The organism is Streptosporangium sp. NPDC002721, assembly GCF_042888905.1.
Classification (GTDB): Bacteria; Actinomycetota; Actinomycetes; order Streptosporangiales; family Streptosporangiaceae; genus Streptosporangium.
On the sequence record NZ_JBIAQI010000008.1, the window covers coordinates 326,021 to 342,523 of the forward strand.

The 16,503-nt window shown below is 71.4% G+C and carries 14 protein-coding genes; 1 reads left to right on the forward strand and 13 read right to left on the reverse strand.

From position 1 onward, the window contains the following. Positions 1-193 precede the first annotated feature (193 nt). From ACFYWM_RS13740 to uvrA, 3 genes are all read right to left on the reverse strand, one after another. The gene (locus tag ACFYWM_RS13740; RefSeq protein WP_389913529.1) at positions 194-667 is read right to left on the reverse strand and encodes a Rieske (2Fe-2S) protein; all 474 of its coding nucleotides are present in this window, start codon (positions 665-667) and stop codon (positions 194-196) included. A 191-nt stretch (positions 668-858) separates the two neighbouring features. After that, positions 859-1,368 (reverse strand): Rieske (2Fe-2S) protein, encoded by a 510-nt coding sequence (locus ACFYWM_RS13745; protein WP_389913532.1) that lies wholly within the window; start codon positions 1,366-1,368, stop codon positions 859-861. Between the two features lie 89 nt (positions 1,369-1,457). Further along, positions 1,458-4,298 carry an excinuclease ABC subunit UvrA gene (uvrA, locus tag ACFYWM_RS13750; RefSeq protein WP_389913535.1) on the reverse strand — a complete coding sequence of 947 codons (2,841 nt, stop codon included), beginning with the start codon at positions 4,296-4,298 and terminating at the stop codon, positions 1,458-1,460. 269 nt (positions 4,299-4,567) lie between these two features. Here uvrA and ACFYWM_RS13755 point away from each other — a divergent pair, with 269 nt between their 5' ends. Continuing rightward, positions 4,568-5,209 carry an MBL fold metallo-hydrolase gene (locus ACFYWM_RS13755; RefSeq protein WP_389913538.1) on the forward strand — a complete coding sequence of 214 codons (642 nt, stop codon included), beginning with the start codon at positions 4,568-4,570 and terminating at the stop codon, positions 5,207-5,209. Positions 5,210-5,400: 191 nt separating this feature from the next. Here the strand turns inward: ACFYWM_RS13755 and ACFYWM_RS13760 are convergent, their stop codons facing one another. From ACFYWM_RS13760 to recN, 10 genes are all read right to left on the reverse strand, one after another. Next, positions 5,401-5,670, reverse strand: coding sequence for a hypothetical protein (locus ACFYWM_RS13760; protein WP_389913541.1), 270 nt, complete (start codon positions 5,668-5,670; stop codon positions 5,401-5,403). 129 nt (positions 5,671-5,799) lie between these two features. After that, complete coding sequence (pssA, locus tag ACFYWM_RS13765; RefSeq protein ID WP_389913544.1) at positions 5,800-6,633, reverse strand: CDP-diacylglycerol--serine O-phosphatidyltransferase; 834 nt, start codon at positions 6,631-6,633, stop codon at positions 5,800-5,802. Then, positions 6,620-7,267 (reverse strand): phosphatidylserine decarboxylase, encoded by a 648-nt coding sequence (locus ACFYWM_RS13770; protein WP_389913547.1) that lies wholly within the window; start codon positions 7,265-7,267, stop codon positions 6,620-6,622. Before ACFYWM_RS13770 ends, pssA begins: the two co-directional genes overlap by 14 nt. 127 nt (positions 7,268-7,394) lie before the next feature. Next, a complete protein-coding gene (locus tag ACFYWM_RS13775; protein ID WP_389913550.1) occupies positions 7,395-8,384 on the reverse strand; it encodes a TerC family protein in 990 nt (329 codons plus the stop codon). 307 nt (positions 8,385-8,691) lie between these two features. After that, positions 8,692-9,819: a glycosyltransferase family 4 protein gene (locus tag ACFYWM_RS13780; protein WP_389913553.1), complete on the reverse strand. Its 1,128-nt coding sequence runs from the start codon at positions 9,817-9,819 to the stop codon at positions 8,692-8,694. Continuing rightward, positions 9,812-11,461, reverse strand: a complete 1,650-nt coding sequence (gene murJ, locus ACFYWM_RS13785) for a murein biosynthesis integral membrane protein MurJ (protein ID WP_389913556.1) — start codon at positions 11,459-11,461, stop codon at positions 9,812-9,814. Before murJ ends, ACFYWM_RS13780 begins: the two co-directional genes overlap by 8 nt. Beyond that, a complete protein-coding gene (locus tag ACFYWM_RS13790) occupies positions 11,458-12,357 on the reverse strand; it encodes a hypothetical protein (protein ID WP_389913559.1) in 900 nt (299 codons plus the stop codon). Before ACFYWM_RS13790 ends, murJ begins: the two co-directional genes overlap by 4 nt. 4 nt (positions 12,358-12,361) lie before the next feature. Beyond that, positions 12,362-13,354 (reverse strand): copper transporter, encoded by a 993-nt coding sequence (locus tag ACFYWM_RS13795; RefSeq protein ID WP_389913562.1) that lies wholly within the window; start codon positions 13,352-13,354, stop codon positions 12,362-12,364. Beyond that, positions 13,351-14,562, reverse strand: a complete 1,212-nt coding sequence (gene steA, locus ACFYWM_RS13800) for a putative cytokinetic ring protein SteA (protein WP_389913565.1) — start codon at positions 14,560-14,562, stop codon at positions 13,351-13,353. Before steA ends, ACFYWM_RS13795 begins: the two co-directional genes overlap by 4 nt. Positions 14,563-14,740: 178 nt before the next feature. Further along, a complete protein-coding gene (recN, locus tag ACFYWM_RS13805; RefSeq protein WP_389913568.1) occupies positions 14,741-16,453 on the reverse strand; it encodes a DNA repair protein RecN in 1,713 nt (570 codons plus the stop codon). Positions 16,454-16,503 lie beyond the last annotated feature (50 nt).

Below are 16,503 nucleotides of genomic sequence, written 5' to 3' on the forward strand. Positions count from 1 at the left end.
ACACGGAAAGCCTATCGGCCCGGACCGACAGGTTTCCTTACAGCTTTTCCCCCTGCCTTCCCAGGCCGCCCTCCGGACCTCTCCCTGCCACCCCTGCGGCCTTCCCCCGATCGCCCCTCTGCGGCCTTCCCCCGGCCACCCTCCGCGGCCCCCCGCCGGGACGTTCCTACCGGCGGGGGACTCGCGGCCGGGTTCAGGCGAGGACGATGGAGTCGCCGTCCACCTTGATCGCCTTCTCCTCCAGCGGCTCGGTGGCCGGGCCGGTCGCCACGGAACCGTCGGTGATCTTGAACTTGCTGCCGTGGCACGGGCAGTCGATGGTGCCGTCCGCGATCTTGTCGACGTCGCACCCCTGGTGCGTGCAGACGGAGCTGAACGCCTTGAACTCGCCCGCGGCCGGCTGGACGACCACGATCTTCTGGTCCTTGAAGACCTTGCCACCGCCCTCGGGGATGTCCGCGGTCTTGGCCAGGGCTTCCGCCGCGGAGCCGCCCCCGTCGGCGCCCGCGCTCGTCTCGGCCGCCTCCGGCGCCTGCGAGGAGGCGGTCGAGGACGCGTCCCCACCGCCCGCCGCGGGCTCTCCGTACCCCGCGCACGCGGTCAGCACCGCGGCCATCCCGGCCCCTCCGGCGCTCAATATCACCGTACGACGTGTCGTCTCAGTCATGAATATCCTCCAGAATCATCATCTTCAGGTACGGCTGGAACCCCGATGACGGTTCAGCATGCCGTACTCCGTGTCAGGAGACTGTGAAGAATTACCTCCTCGGCCCTCTTTCCGGGCCATCCAGAAAATCCCCTGGAAACCCTCACGGCGGGCTCCGGCCCCGGTCGAGGTCCGCGCCCGCCCGAAGGGGGTCAGACCATGATGATGCCGTCGCCCTCGACCTTCAGCGCGTACTGGACCAGCGGCGCCTCCGCCGGGCCCTTGAGGCACTTACCGGAGTCGGCGGCGAACTCGCTGCCGTGACAGGGGCAGTGGATGACACCGTCCCCGACCCTGCCGACCGCGCACCCCCGGTGCGGGCAGCTCGCCGAGAACGCCCTGAACGTCCCCGAGGACGGCTGGGTGATCACGATCTTCCACTTGTTGATCACCTTGCCGCCGCCGACCGGGATGTCCGCGGTCCGCGCGATGACCTTCCCCTTGATTCCCGGCGGCACGATGGCGGCGGCGGGCTCCCCGCCCGCGCACCCGGCCAGCGCCGCCCCACACGCCACGGCCCCCGCGGCGGCGATCACCTGCCTGCGCGCGGGCATGGCGGAGGTCTCCCGCGTGCTCACCTGCCCGCGCGCGGATATCGCGGAGGTCTCCTGCGTGCTCGCCTGCCTGCGTGCGGGCATGGCGGAGGTCTCCTGCGTACTCATCGCGACCCTTCTCGCAATGTTCGTCCCCGTCGGAAGCGGGCTGCCGCGTCAAGGGTATTGACGCGGCGGCCCGGTCCCGGATCCGGCCCTCAGCTGCCGAGGATCTTGCGCAGGAAGCGGCCGGTGTGGCTCTCGTCGACCAGGGCGACCTCCTCGGGGGTGCCGACGGCGAGCACGCTGCCGCCGCGGGAGCCGCCCTCGGGGCCCATGTCGATCAACCAGTCGGCGGTCTTGATCACATCGAGGTTGTGCTCGATGACGATGACCGTGTTACCCCCGTCGACGAGCTTGCCCAGGACGCCCAGCAGCCTGCGGATGTCCTCGAAGTGCAGACCGGTGGTGGGCTCGTCGAGCACGTAGATCGTCCGGCCGGTGGAGCGGCGCTGCAGCTCGGAGGCGAGCTTGACGCGCTGGGCCTCGCCGCCGGACAGGGTCGTGGCGGGCTGGCCGAGCCTGACGTACCCCAGGCCGACGTCGTTGAGCGTCTTCAGGTAGCGCTTGATCGCCGGGATGGAGTCGAAGAAGTCCAGGGCCTCCTCGATCGGCATGTCGAGCACCTCGGAGATCGTCTTGCCCTTGTAGTGGACCTCCAGGGTCTCCCGGTTGTAGCGCGCCCCGTGGCAGACCTCGCAGGGCACGTAGACGTCCGGCAGGAAGTTCATCTCGATCTTGAGGGTGCCGTCTCCCGAGCAGGCCTCGCACCGGCCGCCCTTGACGTTGAAGCTGAACCGGCCCTTCTGGTAGCCGCGGACCTTCGCCTCGGTGGTCTGCGCGAACAGGTCGCGGACCTTGTCGAAGACGCCGGTGTAGGTCGCCGGGTTGGACCGGGGAGTGCGGCCGATCGCCGACTGGTCGACGTGCACGACCTTGTCGACCAGGTCCATCCCGTTGACCCGCGCGTGGCGGCCGGGGACGGTGCGGGCCCCGTTCAGCTCCTTGGCCAGCGCGTTGTAGAGGATGTCGTTGACCAGGGTGGACTTGCCGGACCCCGAGACCCCGGTGACCGCGGTGAGCAATCCCAGCGGGAACTCCACGTCGACGCCCTTGAGGTTGTGCTCGCGGGCGCCCTTCACGGTGATCTGCCGCTTCTTGTCGCGCTTGCGGCGGGCGGCGGGGATCGCGATCGTCTTGCGGCCGGACAGGTAGGCGCCGGTCATCGAGTCTTCCGAGGCCAGCAGGTCGGCCACGGTGCCGGAGACGACGACCTGGCCGCCGTGCTCGCCCGCCCCGGGGCCGATGTCGACCACCCAGTCGGCGGCGGCGATGGTGTCCTCGTCGTGCTCGACCACGATGAGCGTGTTGCCCATGTCACGCAGCCTGATCAAAGTCTCCAGCAGCCGCTGGTTGTCGCGCTGGTGCAGGCCGATGGAGGGCTCGTCCAGGACGTACAGCACCCCGACCAGGCCCGAGCCGATCTGGGTGGCGAGCCGGATGCGCTGCGCCTCGCCGCCCGCGAGGGTGCCGGAGGCCCGGTCCATGGTCAGGTAGTCGAGGCCCACGTCGAGCAGGAAGCCCATCCGGGCGTTGATCTCCTTGACCACCCGCTCGGCGATGTGCATGTCGCGGTCGGACAGCTTCAGCCCCGCCAGGAACGTCGCGCAGTCGCCGATCGACATCGACGAGACGTCGGCGATCGAGCGGTCGGCGACCGTGACGGCCAGCGAGACCGGCTTGAGCCTGGCCCCCTTGCAGGTCGGGCACGGGATCTCCCGCATGTAGCCTTCGTACTTCTCGCGCATGGCGTCGCTGTCGGACTCGCCGTGGCGGCGCTGCACCCAGGGGATGACCCCCTCGAAGGTGGTGTAGTAGGAGCGCTGGCGGCCGTAGCGGTTGCTGTAGCGGACGTGGACCTGCTCGTCGTGGCCGTGCAGCAGGGCCTTCTGCGCCTTCTTGGGGAGCCGCTCCCAGGGGGTGTCGAGGCTGAACCCCATGGTCAGGCCGAGCGCCTCGACCAGGCGCACGAAGTAGTCGCTGGTGTGGCCGCCGGCCCACGGGGACAGGGCGCCCTCGCCCAGCGGCCTCTCGGGGTCGGGCACGACCAGGTCGGGGTCGACCTCCATCCGGACACCCAGGCCCGTACAGTCCGGGCAGGCGCCGAAGGGCGAGTTGAACGAGAACGAGCGGGGCTCCATCTCCTCGAACGACAGGTCGTCGTAGGGGCAGTAGAGGTGCTCGGAGTAGAAGCGCTCGCGGTTCGGGTCGTCCTCGGGCAGGTCGACGAACTCCAGGGTGATCGTGCCGCCCGACAGGCCCAGGGCGGTCTCGACCGAGCCGGTCAGGCGGCTGCTCGCGCCCTCCTTCACCGACAGGCGGTCGACGATCACCTCGATGTCGTGCTTCTCCTGCTTCTTGAGCGTCGGCGGCTGGTCCAGCCGGACCACGGTGCCGTCGACGCGGGCGCGGGCGAAGCCCTTGGCCTGGAGCTGGGTGAACAGCTCGGCGTACTCGCCCTTGCGGCCCCGGACCACCGGGGCGAGCACCTGGAAGCGGGTGCCCTCCTCCAACTCCATCACCCGGTCGACGATCTGCTCCGGGCTCTGCCTGGCGATCGCCCGCCCGCACTGCGGGCAGTGCGGCTTGCCGATCCGGGCCCAGAGCAGGCGCAGGTAGTCGTACACCTCGGTGATCGTGCCGACGGTGGAACGGGGGTTGCGGCTCGTCGACTTCTGGTCGATCGACACCGCGGGCGAGAGCCCCTCGATGAAGTCGACGTCGGGCTTGTCCATCTGCCCGAGGAACTGCCGCGCGTACGCCGACAGCGATTCGACATAGCGACGCTGACCTTCGGCGAAGATCGTGTCGAAGGCCAGGCTGGACTTGCCCGAGCCGGACAGTCCGGTGAAGACGATCAGAGAGTCTCGCGGCAGGTCCAGCGAGACGTCCTTGAGGTTGTGTTCGCGTGCACCACGCACGATGAGGCGGTCAGCCACAGCAGTCCCGACGTCGTTGGTAGAGGGTTGGAAGTAGTCGCGGGAAGACTAGCGAGAGGGGCCGACAATTTTCCGGACCGGCGTCCGGAGTCCTTTTCCCGCCCTCTCCAGACTACGGCCTTCCCTCAGACCCGGCAGGTGGCCCATGGTTTCAACGATGTGAACACCCCCCTTATGCCCCCGCCCCACCCGCCGGGCGGAATGATGAGGGTGACGAGGGCGGGGCACGCACCGTCCCGCCCCGCCGCGATCCCGTCCGAGGAGAATCCGTGACGTACACCGGTGATGTTCAGGTCGGCGGCCCCGCCGACCTGCGCGAGCTGCCCGCCCTGACGATCGCCAAGCTGGCCGTGGGCCCGTTCGACAACAACGCCTACCTGGTCCGGTGCACCAAGACCGGCGACGGCGCGCTGATCGACGCCGCCGCCGAGCCCGACCGGCTGCTCGAACTCATCGGCGACCGGCCGATCAGCAAGATCGTCACCACCCACCAGCACGGCGACCACTGGCAGGCCCTGGAGGAGGTCGCCAGGGCGACCGGCGCCTCGGTGATCGCCCACCCGCTCGACGCGGGGGCGCTGCCGGTGCCGGTGGACCTGGAGGTGGAGGACGGCGACGGGGTAACCGTCGGCGTGGTCAGCCTGGAAGTGATCCACCTGCGCGGGCACACGCCCGGCTCGATCGCCCTGTACCACCCGGGCCACCTGTTCACCGGCGACTCGCTCTTCCCCGGCGGCGTCGGCAACACCAACAAGGATCCCGAACGGTTCACCCAGCTCTTCACCGACGTGTCCGAGCGGATCTTCGACCGGCTCCCGGACGACACCTGGGTCTATCCCGGCCACGGTAAGGACACCACCCTCGGCGCCGAGCGCCCCTCGCTGCCCGAGTGGCGCGAACGCGGCTGGTGACACCACCGCCGGACGGCCGGGGCCCCGCGACCGGCCCCGGCCGCCCGGCGGGACACGGGCATGGCGGGGGCCCCGCGAACGGCCCCGGCGGGACGCGAGCGTGGCGGGGGTCCTGCGAACGGCCTCGGCGGGACACGGGCATGGCGGGGGCCCCGCGACCGATCCCGGCGGGACGCGAGCGTGGCGGGGCCTCAGCCGCCGAAGACCCGCAGGATCCGGTCCGCGGCCTTGGCCGGATCCTCCACCCGCTCGACCAGGTCGCCCCATGACCAGCGGTAGAACCAGCCCTCGGCCAGCGGGACGCAGTCGAGGGTCTCGCTGAACATCGCCGCCTCGGGATCGCTCACCCGCAGCGAGGGCGGGCTCCGCTTGAGCGTCACGCTCATGCCTCTCAGCTCCAGCTCTCGGGCGAGCATGCCGAGGAAGTAGGTGCGGGTGTGCTCGTGCGGCTCGGTTGCCATGAGGCAATTGAACGCAGCCGCGCCGGACATGGGAAGCGGGCCGGGGCGTTCGGGGACGGATGCGGGTCCGGGCATGGCGTGTCCGCGACCATCCGCCATGCCCTCGCGAAACCGGCGTGGGCGGGGCGGTCAGCCGACCCCGGCGGACGCCTTGCGCTGCTCCTTGCGCTTCTCCCGCTTGAACATCAGGACCCGCAGCGGGATCGCGGCCACGATCGTCATCTGCATGACGGCCCCGACCTTGATCAGCGTGTCGCCGCCGGCCAGGCCCGCGACCCAGATGGTCAGGCAGGCGACGTTGATCATCATCCAGGCGAGCACGGCGGCCGCCAGGTTGCCCTTGGGCTTGGGGTACTCGATCCGGCTCACCATGAGGTACGCCACCCCGAAGACGGGCAGGATCGCCCAGATCGACGGCGGGAACAGCAGCACGATCGAGACCACGGTCATCGCGCCCATCGGGATGGGCAGCCCCATGAAGTCGCCGCTCTTGGTCTTCACGCAGGCGAAGCGCGCGAGCCTGATGACGCCGGCCAGCAGCACCGACGACGCGGCGGCCATCACCAGCAGGAAGGGGATCTGCTGGTTGAACCCCGCCCAGATGACCACCATGAAGGCCGGCGCGAAGCCGAAGCTGATCACGTCGGCGAGGTTGTCCAGCTCCGCGCCCATGGCCGAGGCGCGGAACTTGCGGGCCACCAGGCCGTCGAACAGGTCGCAGGTGGCGCCGATCAGCAGGAGCACCACGGCGGTGCCGAAGAACCGGGGGTCGGCCGCGAAGGGCTTGTCCTGCTGCAGCGCGCTGATGGCCGACCAGGCGAGCACGCAGACCGCGAGGAAGCCGCAGAGGGCGTTGCCGAGGGAGAGGGAGTCCGCGGCCGACAGGCGGAACGCCTTGCCCACGGGTCCTCGTGGCTCGTCGTCCGTCTCGTCCATCGGCCAGCTCGCGTCAGCCGTGGTCAAGACCCGTCACCCCCGCGACCGTCTTCTGGCCCACCGTGACGGCCGGGGCGATCCCCTCGGGAAGGTAGACGTCGACCCGCGAGCCGAGCCTGATCAGGCCGATCCGCTCGGCCCTGGCGACCTTCGCCCCCTCGGCCACGTAGGGCACGATGCGGCGCGCGACCGCGCCGGCGATCTGGACCAGCTCGATGTCGCCGAGCGCGGTGTCCAGGTGCCAGACGACCCGCTCGTTGGTGTCGCTGTCCTTGTTGAAGGCGGGCAGGTATCCCCCGGACACGTGCTCCACCGAGGTGACCGTACCGGCCAGCGGCGCCCGGTTGACGTGCACGTCGAGCGGGCTCATGAAGATCGCGACCCGGGTGCGGCCGTCCGGCCACGGGTCGATGCTCTGCACCACGCCGTCCGCGGGCGACAGGATCCGCCCGGTGCCCGGAGTGCGCTCCGGGTCACGGAAGAACCAGAGCATTCCGCCGGTGAGCGCGGTCAGCGGGACCGCCGCCAGCGCCCAGCGCCGGTCGCGACGGGTGAGCAGGGAGGTCACGGCGGCGGCGGCCACGGTCGGGAGCAACCACGGGGAGACGCCACGCGCCAGGCCCAGCGGGCCTGGCGTGTGGCTTGCTGAATCGTGGGACACAGGGAACCTTTGTGATGTCTTGCGGCATTAGACCGGTATGTCTACCCGCTCTGGGGCAGGATGTTACCCATCTCTTAGCCCTTATAAGGCGCAATGAGACAAGCAAAGCGCCTCACACGCCGATTCGCTAGCCCTGCTCGACACTCGCCGGGGTGGTGTTTTCCTTGCCCGCGCGGTTGTCACGCCGGGCCTTGATCAAGCTGACCACGGTGGTGACGATCATCGTGAGGACGATGACCGACAGCGACAACCAGATCGGCACCGTGGGGGCCCAGGAGACACCACTGGAGTGCAGAGCCTCGAGGATCAGCTTAACCCCGATGAAACCGAGGATGAACGCGAGACCGAAGCTCAGGTAGACCAGCTTCTGGAGCAGGCCGCCCAGCAGGAAGTACAGCTGGCGCAGGCCCATCAGGGCGAACGCGTTCGCGGTGAAGACGATGAAGGCGTCGGTGGTCAGGCCGAAGATCGCCGGAATCGAGTCGAGCGCGAACAGCAGGTCGGTGGTGCCGATGGCGATCATGACGATCAGCAGCGGGGTGACCAGGCGCTTGCCGTTGACCTTGACGATGATCTTGGAGCCCACGTAGTCGTCGGTGTGCGGCAGCACCCGCCGCGCCCAGCGCAGCACCGCGTTCTCCTCGAGGTGCTCCTCCTTGCCGAACTGGCGGACGAGCTGGACAGCCGTGTAGATCAGGAACAGGCCGAAGACGTAGAACAGCCAGCCGAAGTTGGCCAGGGCCGCGGCGCCGATTGCGATGAAGATGCCACGCATGACCAGCGCCATCAGGATGCCGATCAGCAGCACCTTGTGCTGGTGCACCTTCGGCACCGCGAAGCGGGTCATGATGATGTAGAAGACGAATAGATTGTCGATACTCAGGCTGTACTCGGTGAGATACCCGGCGATGAACTGGCCCGCGGGGGTGGGACCCGCGATGACCCACAACCCGATGCCGAAGAGCACTGCGAGGCTGACGTAGAAGCCGACCCAGAACCCGGCCTGCTTGAGGGTGAACTCTCGGGCCTCGCCCCGATCGACGACCCAAAGGTCGAAGGCGAGGACGACCAGGAGTCCGCCGATGACGGCGAACCATACCCAGACAGGAACATTCACAACTGATAAACCTCCGGCGGCGCGCACGACAGACTGCCGGAGGTCTCTCCCGCCCGCGTGAACCCAGGTCGACATGAAACGGGTCGACAACACGGACCGACAGCCCCGGGGGCCTCGTGGAGCGAGGCAACACCGTGATGACGAGACTGCCGCGAAGGGATACTCCCCCCCTAACCACGCCAGTATAGGTGTCCGGCATGGCGGCGCCTAATCCAACATCACGATGCCCTCGTTTGTTCCCGAAACCCCGGAATCCGCCGTTAAAACTCGCTCCAAACCAGCCGGGAGGAACCCGGTATGACCCCGCTCAGGAGAGCCCGTCGTAAACCGCGAGCACCGCCTCGAGCGCCTCCCGCTCGCCCGGCAGCCCACGCCCCCTCCGGGCGGCGGCCCCGGCCAGCTCCCCGGCGAACCCCTCGTCAGCGAGCACCCTCGCGACCGCGTCGCGCATCGCGGCGACGTCCCCGTACGGCACCAGCAGCCCGGCCTCGCCCACCATCGCCGGGATGCCCCCCACGGCGGTGGCGACGACCGCCGTACCCGCCCGCAGGGCCTCCTGCACGGTGAGCGGCTGCCCCTCCCAGCGGCTCGGCACCACCAGCGCCCTGGCCACCCCGAGCAGGTCTCCCACGTCGGCGCGGTCGCCGAGCAGCCGCACCGGCAGGTTCTCCCGGTCGATCCGCCCCTGCAGCTCCCCCCGCAGCGGCCCGTCCCCCGCCACCAGGAACACCGCCCCGGGCGCCCGCGGCCCCCGGTCGCGGGCGGGCCCGGCGTCCCCGGGAGTCTCCCGCAGGGCCTTCGCGACGTCGAGCAGGCTCTCCAGCCCCTTCTGCTGGGCGAGCCTCGCGACCGTCAGGAAGATCACCCGGTCACCCGTGCCGAGCTCTCGCCGTACGTCCTCGGGATCGCGCCCCGAGGCGGGCAGCGGGGGCGCGGGGACGACGGCGGCCTCGACCCGCCGGGCCCCCAGGCGGGCCATCCGCTCCCCCAGGTCCGGGGAGACGACCAGGATCCGGTCGGCGCGGCGGGCCACGATCCGTTCCAGGAGGGCGTGGACGGCACCGACGGCGCCGCCCGCGGTGGCGGCGTTGTGCAGGGTCACCACCAGGCCGGTCCCGGTCCCGGCCAGCGCGATCGCCGCCAGGGCCCCGGCCCGCAGCCCGTGGGCGTGCACGGCGTGCGCCCCGCGCAGCGTCCGGAGCGTCGAGATCGCCCGCAGGTCGTCGAGCGGCCGGGGCCGGTCGGAGATCGGCACGGGCGCGAAGCGCGCGCCGAGGGCGGCGAAGCCGAAGGCGCGCTCCGTGCTCGGCGGGCCCGCCACGACCACCCGGTGGCCGCCGCGCACCAGCCCCCCGGCCAGCATGGCCACGTGCCGGCCGACCCCTCCCGCGCTCGTCCCCAGCACGAGCGCCACGCGCGTCCCCTGGTCAGCCATCGGAACGGCTCTCCTCCCTCGCGGGACCCCGGCGCAGCCTTGCCAGCAGCGCCTGGGCGTCCTCCCTGTCGATCGTCATCGCCACGGCCGCGAACACGGCCACCCCGGCCGCGCCCGCGGCCAGCCCGACCGCCACGGACGCCCACGTGGACACCGCGCCGAAGGCGCCGACCAGGGCCAGCCCCGCCCCCCAGGCCGCGGCGCCGCCCGCCAGGGTGGCCAGGAGGGTGCGCGGCGTCCCCGCCAGCGTGGCCGCCCCCCTGGCGCGGAGCACCGCGACGGCCAGCAGCAGCCCGCCGACGGTCATGCCGACGGTGCTGCCCAGCGCGATCCGCCCGACCACGTGGGCCGGGTCCTCCGCGGTGCGGGCGAGCACGACCTGGGCCGCCAGCGCGACGGCCCAGCCGGCCACCGAGGCGACGGCCGCCGACCGGCCCCGCCCGCAGGCGTACAGGACGCGGGCCAGGTGCAGCATGAGCGCGTACCCGACCAGGCCCGGCGCGAACAGCGCGACGCCCCCGGCCATCTGGGCGGGGTCGCCGCCCTCGGTCCCCTGGAGGAACACCCTCGAGACCGGTACGGCGACCGCCGCCATCACCCCGGCCGCGAGCCCCGTCACCAGCAGCACGGCCCGGGTGGTGGAGGCGGTCAGGGCGTCGAAGCCCGGCCCGTCCCCCTCGGCGGCCCTGGTGGACAGCACCGGGAACGAGCTGGTGGCGATCGGCACCACGAGCACCGCGTACGGCAGCTGGTACAGCGCCCAGGCGTAGGTGTAGGCGGCGATCGCGCCCTCGCCACCCAGGCCGTTGGCCAGGCGGATGACGACGATCAGCGCGACCTGCTGCGCGACCAGCACGGCGAGACCCGCGGTGGCGAGCCCGCGCGCGGTGGCCGCGACGCCCGGCGGGAACGTCAGCGTGGGCCGCAGCCGCAGCCCGAGCCGGGACACCGGGCCGACGACGGTGAGCACCATCGCGGCGGCGGCGACGGTCGCGCCGAGGGAGAGCGACAGCTGCCCGGCGCCGCTGAGCTTCGACAGGTCCCCGGCGGCCTCCCCGTTGACCGCCTCGAACAGCAGGTTGGAGGCGACGATGAGCAGGCTGGAGACCAGCGGCGCCAGGGCCGGGCCCATGAACCGCCGGTGGGCCTGGAGCACCCCGTACAGCACCACGGCGAGCCCGAAGAAGATCATCCGAGGGGCGAAGACGACGAGCATGCCGGTGCCGGCCTCGACGACGCCGGCCAGGTCACATCCGTGCGGATCGCCCATGAGCAGCGAGACGATCGGCCCGGCGAAGGCGACGATGAGCAGCGTCAGCGGCACCAGGACGAGCATCGCCCAGGTGAGCAGCGCCGAGGTGGTCCTGCTCACCTCCGCCCTGGCCTCGGGGTCGTCATCGGCCCTGGAGGCCGCGGAGGCCAGCACCGGCACCACCATCCCGGCCAGCACCCCGCCCGCGACCAGCTCGAAGACGATGTTGGGCACGTAGTTGGCGGTGTTGTAGGCGGTGCCCAGGCAGCTGTTGCCGACGCTCTGCGACTGGACGAGATAGCGGCCGAACCCGACGAGCCTGGCCAGGACGGTCACGACTGCGATGAGGAGTGCCGCTCCCGCGACCCCCCGCGCGATCCTCGTGCTCATCGGGGGGTGGGTGCCTGCTCCACAGGGCGACGTCCGAGCATGTCGACGCGGTGCAGGAGGGGGTTGCCCGCGATCACCTTGGTGAAGCTGACCTTCTCCGAGGCCGCGGTCAGCGCGACCACGGTGCCGAGCACGGCGAGCCGTCCGGGGCGGCCCAGGGTGACGGTGGCGGCGAGGCCGAGGAGCGCGCCCAGCGCGTTGGCCCCCGCGTCGCCGAGCATCGCCCGCTCGCCGAGGTCCTCGGGCAGCAGCGCGGCGGCGGCTCCCATGGGGAGCGCGACCAGCGCGGCCGGGACCGGGTCTTTCTTGAGCAGCCCCGCGGCGAGCAGGGGCGCGCCGGCGAGCAGGCCCACCTTGATCGCGCGCCCCGGCCGCAGGTCGAAGAGGTTGGCGAGGTTGGCGCTTCCGGCGATCACCCCGCCGTTCACGATGACATCAAAAAAAGCGCGGGGGACGTCGAAGGGGTTACGGGAGGTGACGGCGGCGGCGGCGAGGCCGGTCGCGCCGATGCCGAGGATCTTCACGGCCCCGCTGGTGACCTCGCCCTTGGCCAGGGCGCTCAGGTGCCCCCTGAACCCCTTGGACGAGGTCGCGCCGTACAGGTCGTCGTAGGCGCCGAGACCGCCACTGCCCGCCACCGCGAGCAGCGCCGCCGCCCGGACCCCACTGGGCAACCCGGGCGTCACGGCCGCGGCGGCACCGGCGCCGGCGACGAACGCCGGGCCCTCCAGCAGGGTGATCGGCTCGCCCCGGTGGTTGGTCCGGGCCCAGGTCTCCGTGTCGCCGACCGGTGGCCTGCGGGTGAAGGCGGTGTACGCGGCACGCGCGGCGGCCGCGCCGAGGAACGCGCCGGCGAGGGCGCCCACGAGGGCGCGGGGGAAAGCGCGACGAGCCATCGGGTCATCCTCCGGAGGTGGCCGTGGCGGCCGTGGGGGCGGCCGTGGGCGTGGGGGTCGGCGTCGCGCTGGGCTCGATGCCGGAGACGCCGGGGCCGATGCCGTACTGGCCGGCCAGCCCGGTGAGTTGCTCCCGGAGAGCGTAGACCACCACGACCCGTCCCGCGGGCATATCGGCGGTGTCGACGCTGGAGACCTTCTCGGTGAGGGCCGCGTCCTCGCGGAGCGCGGCGATGGCCCCGCCGGTCGCGGCGGAGGTCTGCGTGCCGGCCAGCACCGTGCCCTGGCCCGCGTCGTCCAGGCCGACCGCCAGCGTCACGAGCGCGCCCGCCTGCGCGGACGCGGTCTCCCCGGTGTACGCCTCCGCGGGGGCGATCACCAGGGCCACCTCCGCGCGCTTGGCGGGCTCGCCGGTGACGGTGAGCAGGCCACCGCGCTGGAAGGCGTCGAGGATGCCGGCCCCCGCCGGGTGCTCCTCGCCCACCTGGCTGGCGTCACTGGTCAGGATCGCGCCGGCCAGCACCTCGGCCGCCTTGTCGTAGGCCGTGTCCTCGACGGAGAAGACGGTCTCGGGGGCCTTGGCGCCGACGGCCAGCTTGTCGATGAAGCCCGCCTGGTCGGGATCGGTGTAGCGGTCGGTGAGGGTGATCCGGCCGGTCACGGTCGCACCCGCCTCCTCGATCACCTGCTGCGCCGCCTCGCGCACGCTCGCCGTGCTGCCCGCGGCCTCGACGATCACGATCTTCTCGCCGGCGAGGGCGTCCCGGACCAGCCGGGGGGTGTCGGCGGCCACGAAGGCGTCGTTGGCGGCCTCGCGCTTCTGCAGGGCCTCGACCTGGTCACGAAGCTCGTTGTTGCCCTCGCGGAACTGGTTGACGGCCAGCTCGCTCGCCTTGATGACGGGGTCTTCGAGCAGGGTGGTGCCCAGCACGATGCCGACCGACAGCGCGAGGAAGATCGCGACGATGGAGACGAGGTGATAGCGGAAATCGATCACGAGAAGAGTCCGACCAGCCAGAAGATGAAGCCGCTCCAGACGTCGCGCATGCTGTCCAGCCAGATCTTGCCCACCGGGGAGACGACGATCGCCACCCCCATGGTGATCAGCGTGGTGGCGACGAGCAGGAGCAGGGACGGTGTGGAGATCCGGCTGCGGTAGAGCCGGCTGACGCCTTTCGCGTCGACGAGCTTGCTGCCCACCCGCAGGCGGGTGAGGAAGGTGCTGGCCATGCCGGAGCGGCCCTTGTCGAGGAACTCCACCAGGGTCGCGTGGGTGCCGACGGCGACGATGAGATCGGCGCCCTTGTCGTCGGCGAGCAGCATCGCGATGTCCTCGCTGGTGCCGATCGCCGGGAAGAGCACCGCGGTGCGGCCCAGCTGCTGGACCCGCTCCAGGCCCGGTGCCCTGCCGTCGCGGTAGGCGTGCACGACGAGCTCGGCGCCGGTGGTGAGCGCCTTGGTGGAGACGGAGTCGAAGTCCCCGACGATGATGTCGGGCAGGTATCCGGCCTCCAGGAGCGCGTCCGCGCCGCCGTCCACGCCGATCATGACCGGGCGGTACTCGCGGATGTAGGGGCGGAGGGCGGCGATGTCCTCCTTGTAGTGGTAGCCGCGCACCACGATGAGGACGTGCCTGCCCTCCATGACGGTCCGGACGTCGGGAACGCCGATCCCGTCGATGAGCAGGTCGCGCTCGCGGCGGACGTACTCCATGGTGTTGGCCGCGAACGCCTCGATCTGCACCGTGAGCCCGGCCCGCGCCTCGCTCATCGCGGCCTCGACGGACTCGGCCGTCTGCACGTCGCCCTTGCCGACCACCTCGTCGTCGAGGTGGATGACACCTTCGTGCAGCCTGACCAGGTCGCCGTCCTTGATCCGCTCGAACAGCTCGGGGGTGGCGTTGTCGACGAACGGCACCCCGGCGTCGACGATGATCTGCGGGCCCAGGTTGGGATAGCGGCCGCTGATGCCGGAGGCGACGTTGACGACGCCCGCCGCGCCGCACGCGACAAGCGCCTCCGCGCTCACCCGGTCAACGTCAACGTGATCGATAATCGCGATTTCCCCGGCCCTGAGGCGCTTGGTCAGCCTCTTGGTCCGCCGATCGATTCTCGCCACTGCCGTCACCCCGGGAAGGTCGGTGACCTTCCTGCGGCGGAGGTACCCGGTGAGCCTGTCTTTCAGCCCGTCAATCGGCACCTTCATCACGACCATCCTGCCAGAGGGAACGACCGGGAGAGCCAAACAGGCGGCAGCGTGTCAGATCCGTCATCAGAAATCCCCGGCGTCCACTTTCTCGGAACACGCGAATTACTCCTTCAACCCTCCACGTACTCGTCTCCCCCTTTATCCGGCCTGTCCGGCCCTGTCTCAGGGGCTCAGGTCACGCCTTGTCGGCGGCGGCGATCGACAGCAGCTCCTCCGCGTGCGCACGGCCCAGCTCGGAGTCCTCGAGCCCGGCGAGCATGCGGGAGAGCTCGCGCGCCCGGCCGTCCTTGTCGAGGGCGATCACGCCGCTGCGCACCACGCTCCCGTCGTCGGCCTTCTCCACGACGAGATGCTGGTCGGCGAAGGCCGCCACCTGGGGAAGGTGGGTGACGACGATCACCTGGGAGGTGCGGGCCAGCCGCGCCAGCCTGCGGCCGATCTCCACCGCGGCCTTGCCGCCCACGCCCGCGTCGACCTCGTCGAAGACGAACGTCGGGACCGGGTCGGCGCCGGCGAAGACCACCTCGATGGCGAGCATCACCCGGCTCAGCTCGCCGCCGGAGGCGCCCTTGTTCAGCGGCAGGAGCGGCGAGGCCGGGTGCGGCGCCATGCGCAGCTCGACCTCGTCGACGCCCTGCGGGCCGAACTCGGAGGTGGCGGCGATGGTGACGACGACCCTGGCGTGCGGCATGGCCAGCGCGGTGAGCTCCTCGGTGACGGCCTGCCCGAACCGCTCCGCGGCCGCCGTCCTGATCCGGGTCAGCTCGGCGGCCAGCTCGGTGAGGAGCTGGGTGATCTCCTCGTGCTCGCGGGTGAGCTCGCCGATCCGGTCGTCGTCGCCGTCGAGCTCCGCCACCCGGGCGGCGGCCCGCGCGGCCCAGGCGAGCACCTCCGCGGTGTCCTGGCCGTATCTGCGGATGACGTGGATGAGCACGGCCCGCCGCTCCTGCACGACCGCGAGCCGGCCCGGGTCGGCGTCGACCGACTCGAAGTACGCGGCCAGCTCGGTGGCGACGTCGGAGATCAGATAGCCCGCCTCCGCGAGCCGGTCGGCGATCCCGGCGAGCGCGGGGTCGAAGTCGCGCACCGCCTCGACGGCCGCGCGGGCCTCGCCGACCAGCGCGATGGCGTCCGGCATGGACTGCTCGCCGGACAGCGGGTCACCGAGCAGCGCCCGGTGCGCCGTCTCCGCGGCGCCCCTGAGGGCGTCGGCGTGGGAGAGGCGCTCCTCCTCCTCGCGCAGCTCGACCTCCTCGCCGGGCTTGGGGTCGGCCTTCTCGACCTCGCCGAGCCCGAACCTGAGCTGGTCGGCCTCCTGGGCGCGCTCCCTGGCCCTGGTGGTCAGCTCCTCCAGCTGCTCCGCGATCTTCCTGTGCCGCTTGTACGCCTGCTCGTAGGCGCGCAGCGGCTTGACCAGCTCCTCGCCCGCGTAGCGGTCGAGGGCGGCCCGCTGGCGGCCCGGCTGCAGCAGCCGTTGCTGGTCCATCTGGCCGTGCACGGCCACCAGGTCCTCGGCCAGGTAGGTGAGGGTGCCGACGGGGACGGTACGCCCGCCCAGCCAGGCACGGCTGCGCCCCTCGACGGAGACCGTCCGAGAGATGATCAGCTCGCCGTCCTCGACCACGCCGCCCAGGTCCTGCACCTGCTGGGCGACCCGTCCGGCGGGGTCGACGACCAGCGTGCCCTCGATGGTGGTCTTGCCGGAACCGGGGCGCACGCGGGCGGGGTCGGCGCGGCCGCCGAACAGCAGCCCCAGACCGGTCACCACCATGGTCTTGCCCGCGCCCGTCTCGCCCGTGACCACGGTGAATCCCGGCGCCAGCTCCAGGACGGCCTCGTCGATCACGCCGAGCCCCTGGATGCGGACCTCCTCGACTCTAGGTCGCACTGGTCCCTCCCGTCACATCGAATTCACCGAACATCAGTGCGGTGCGCGGG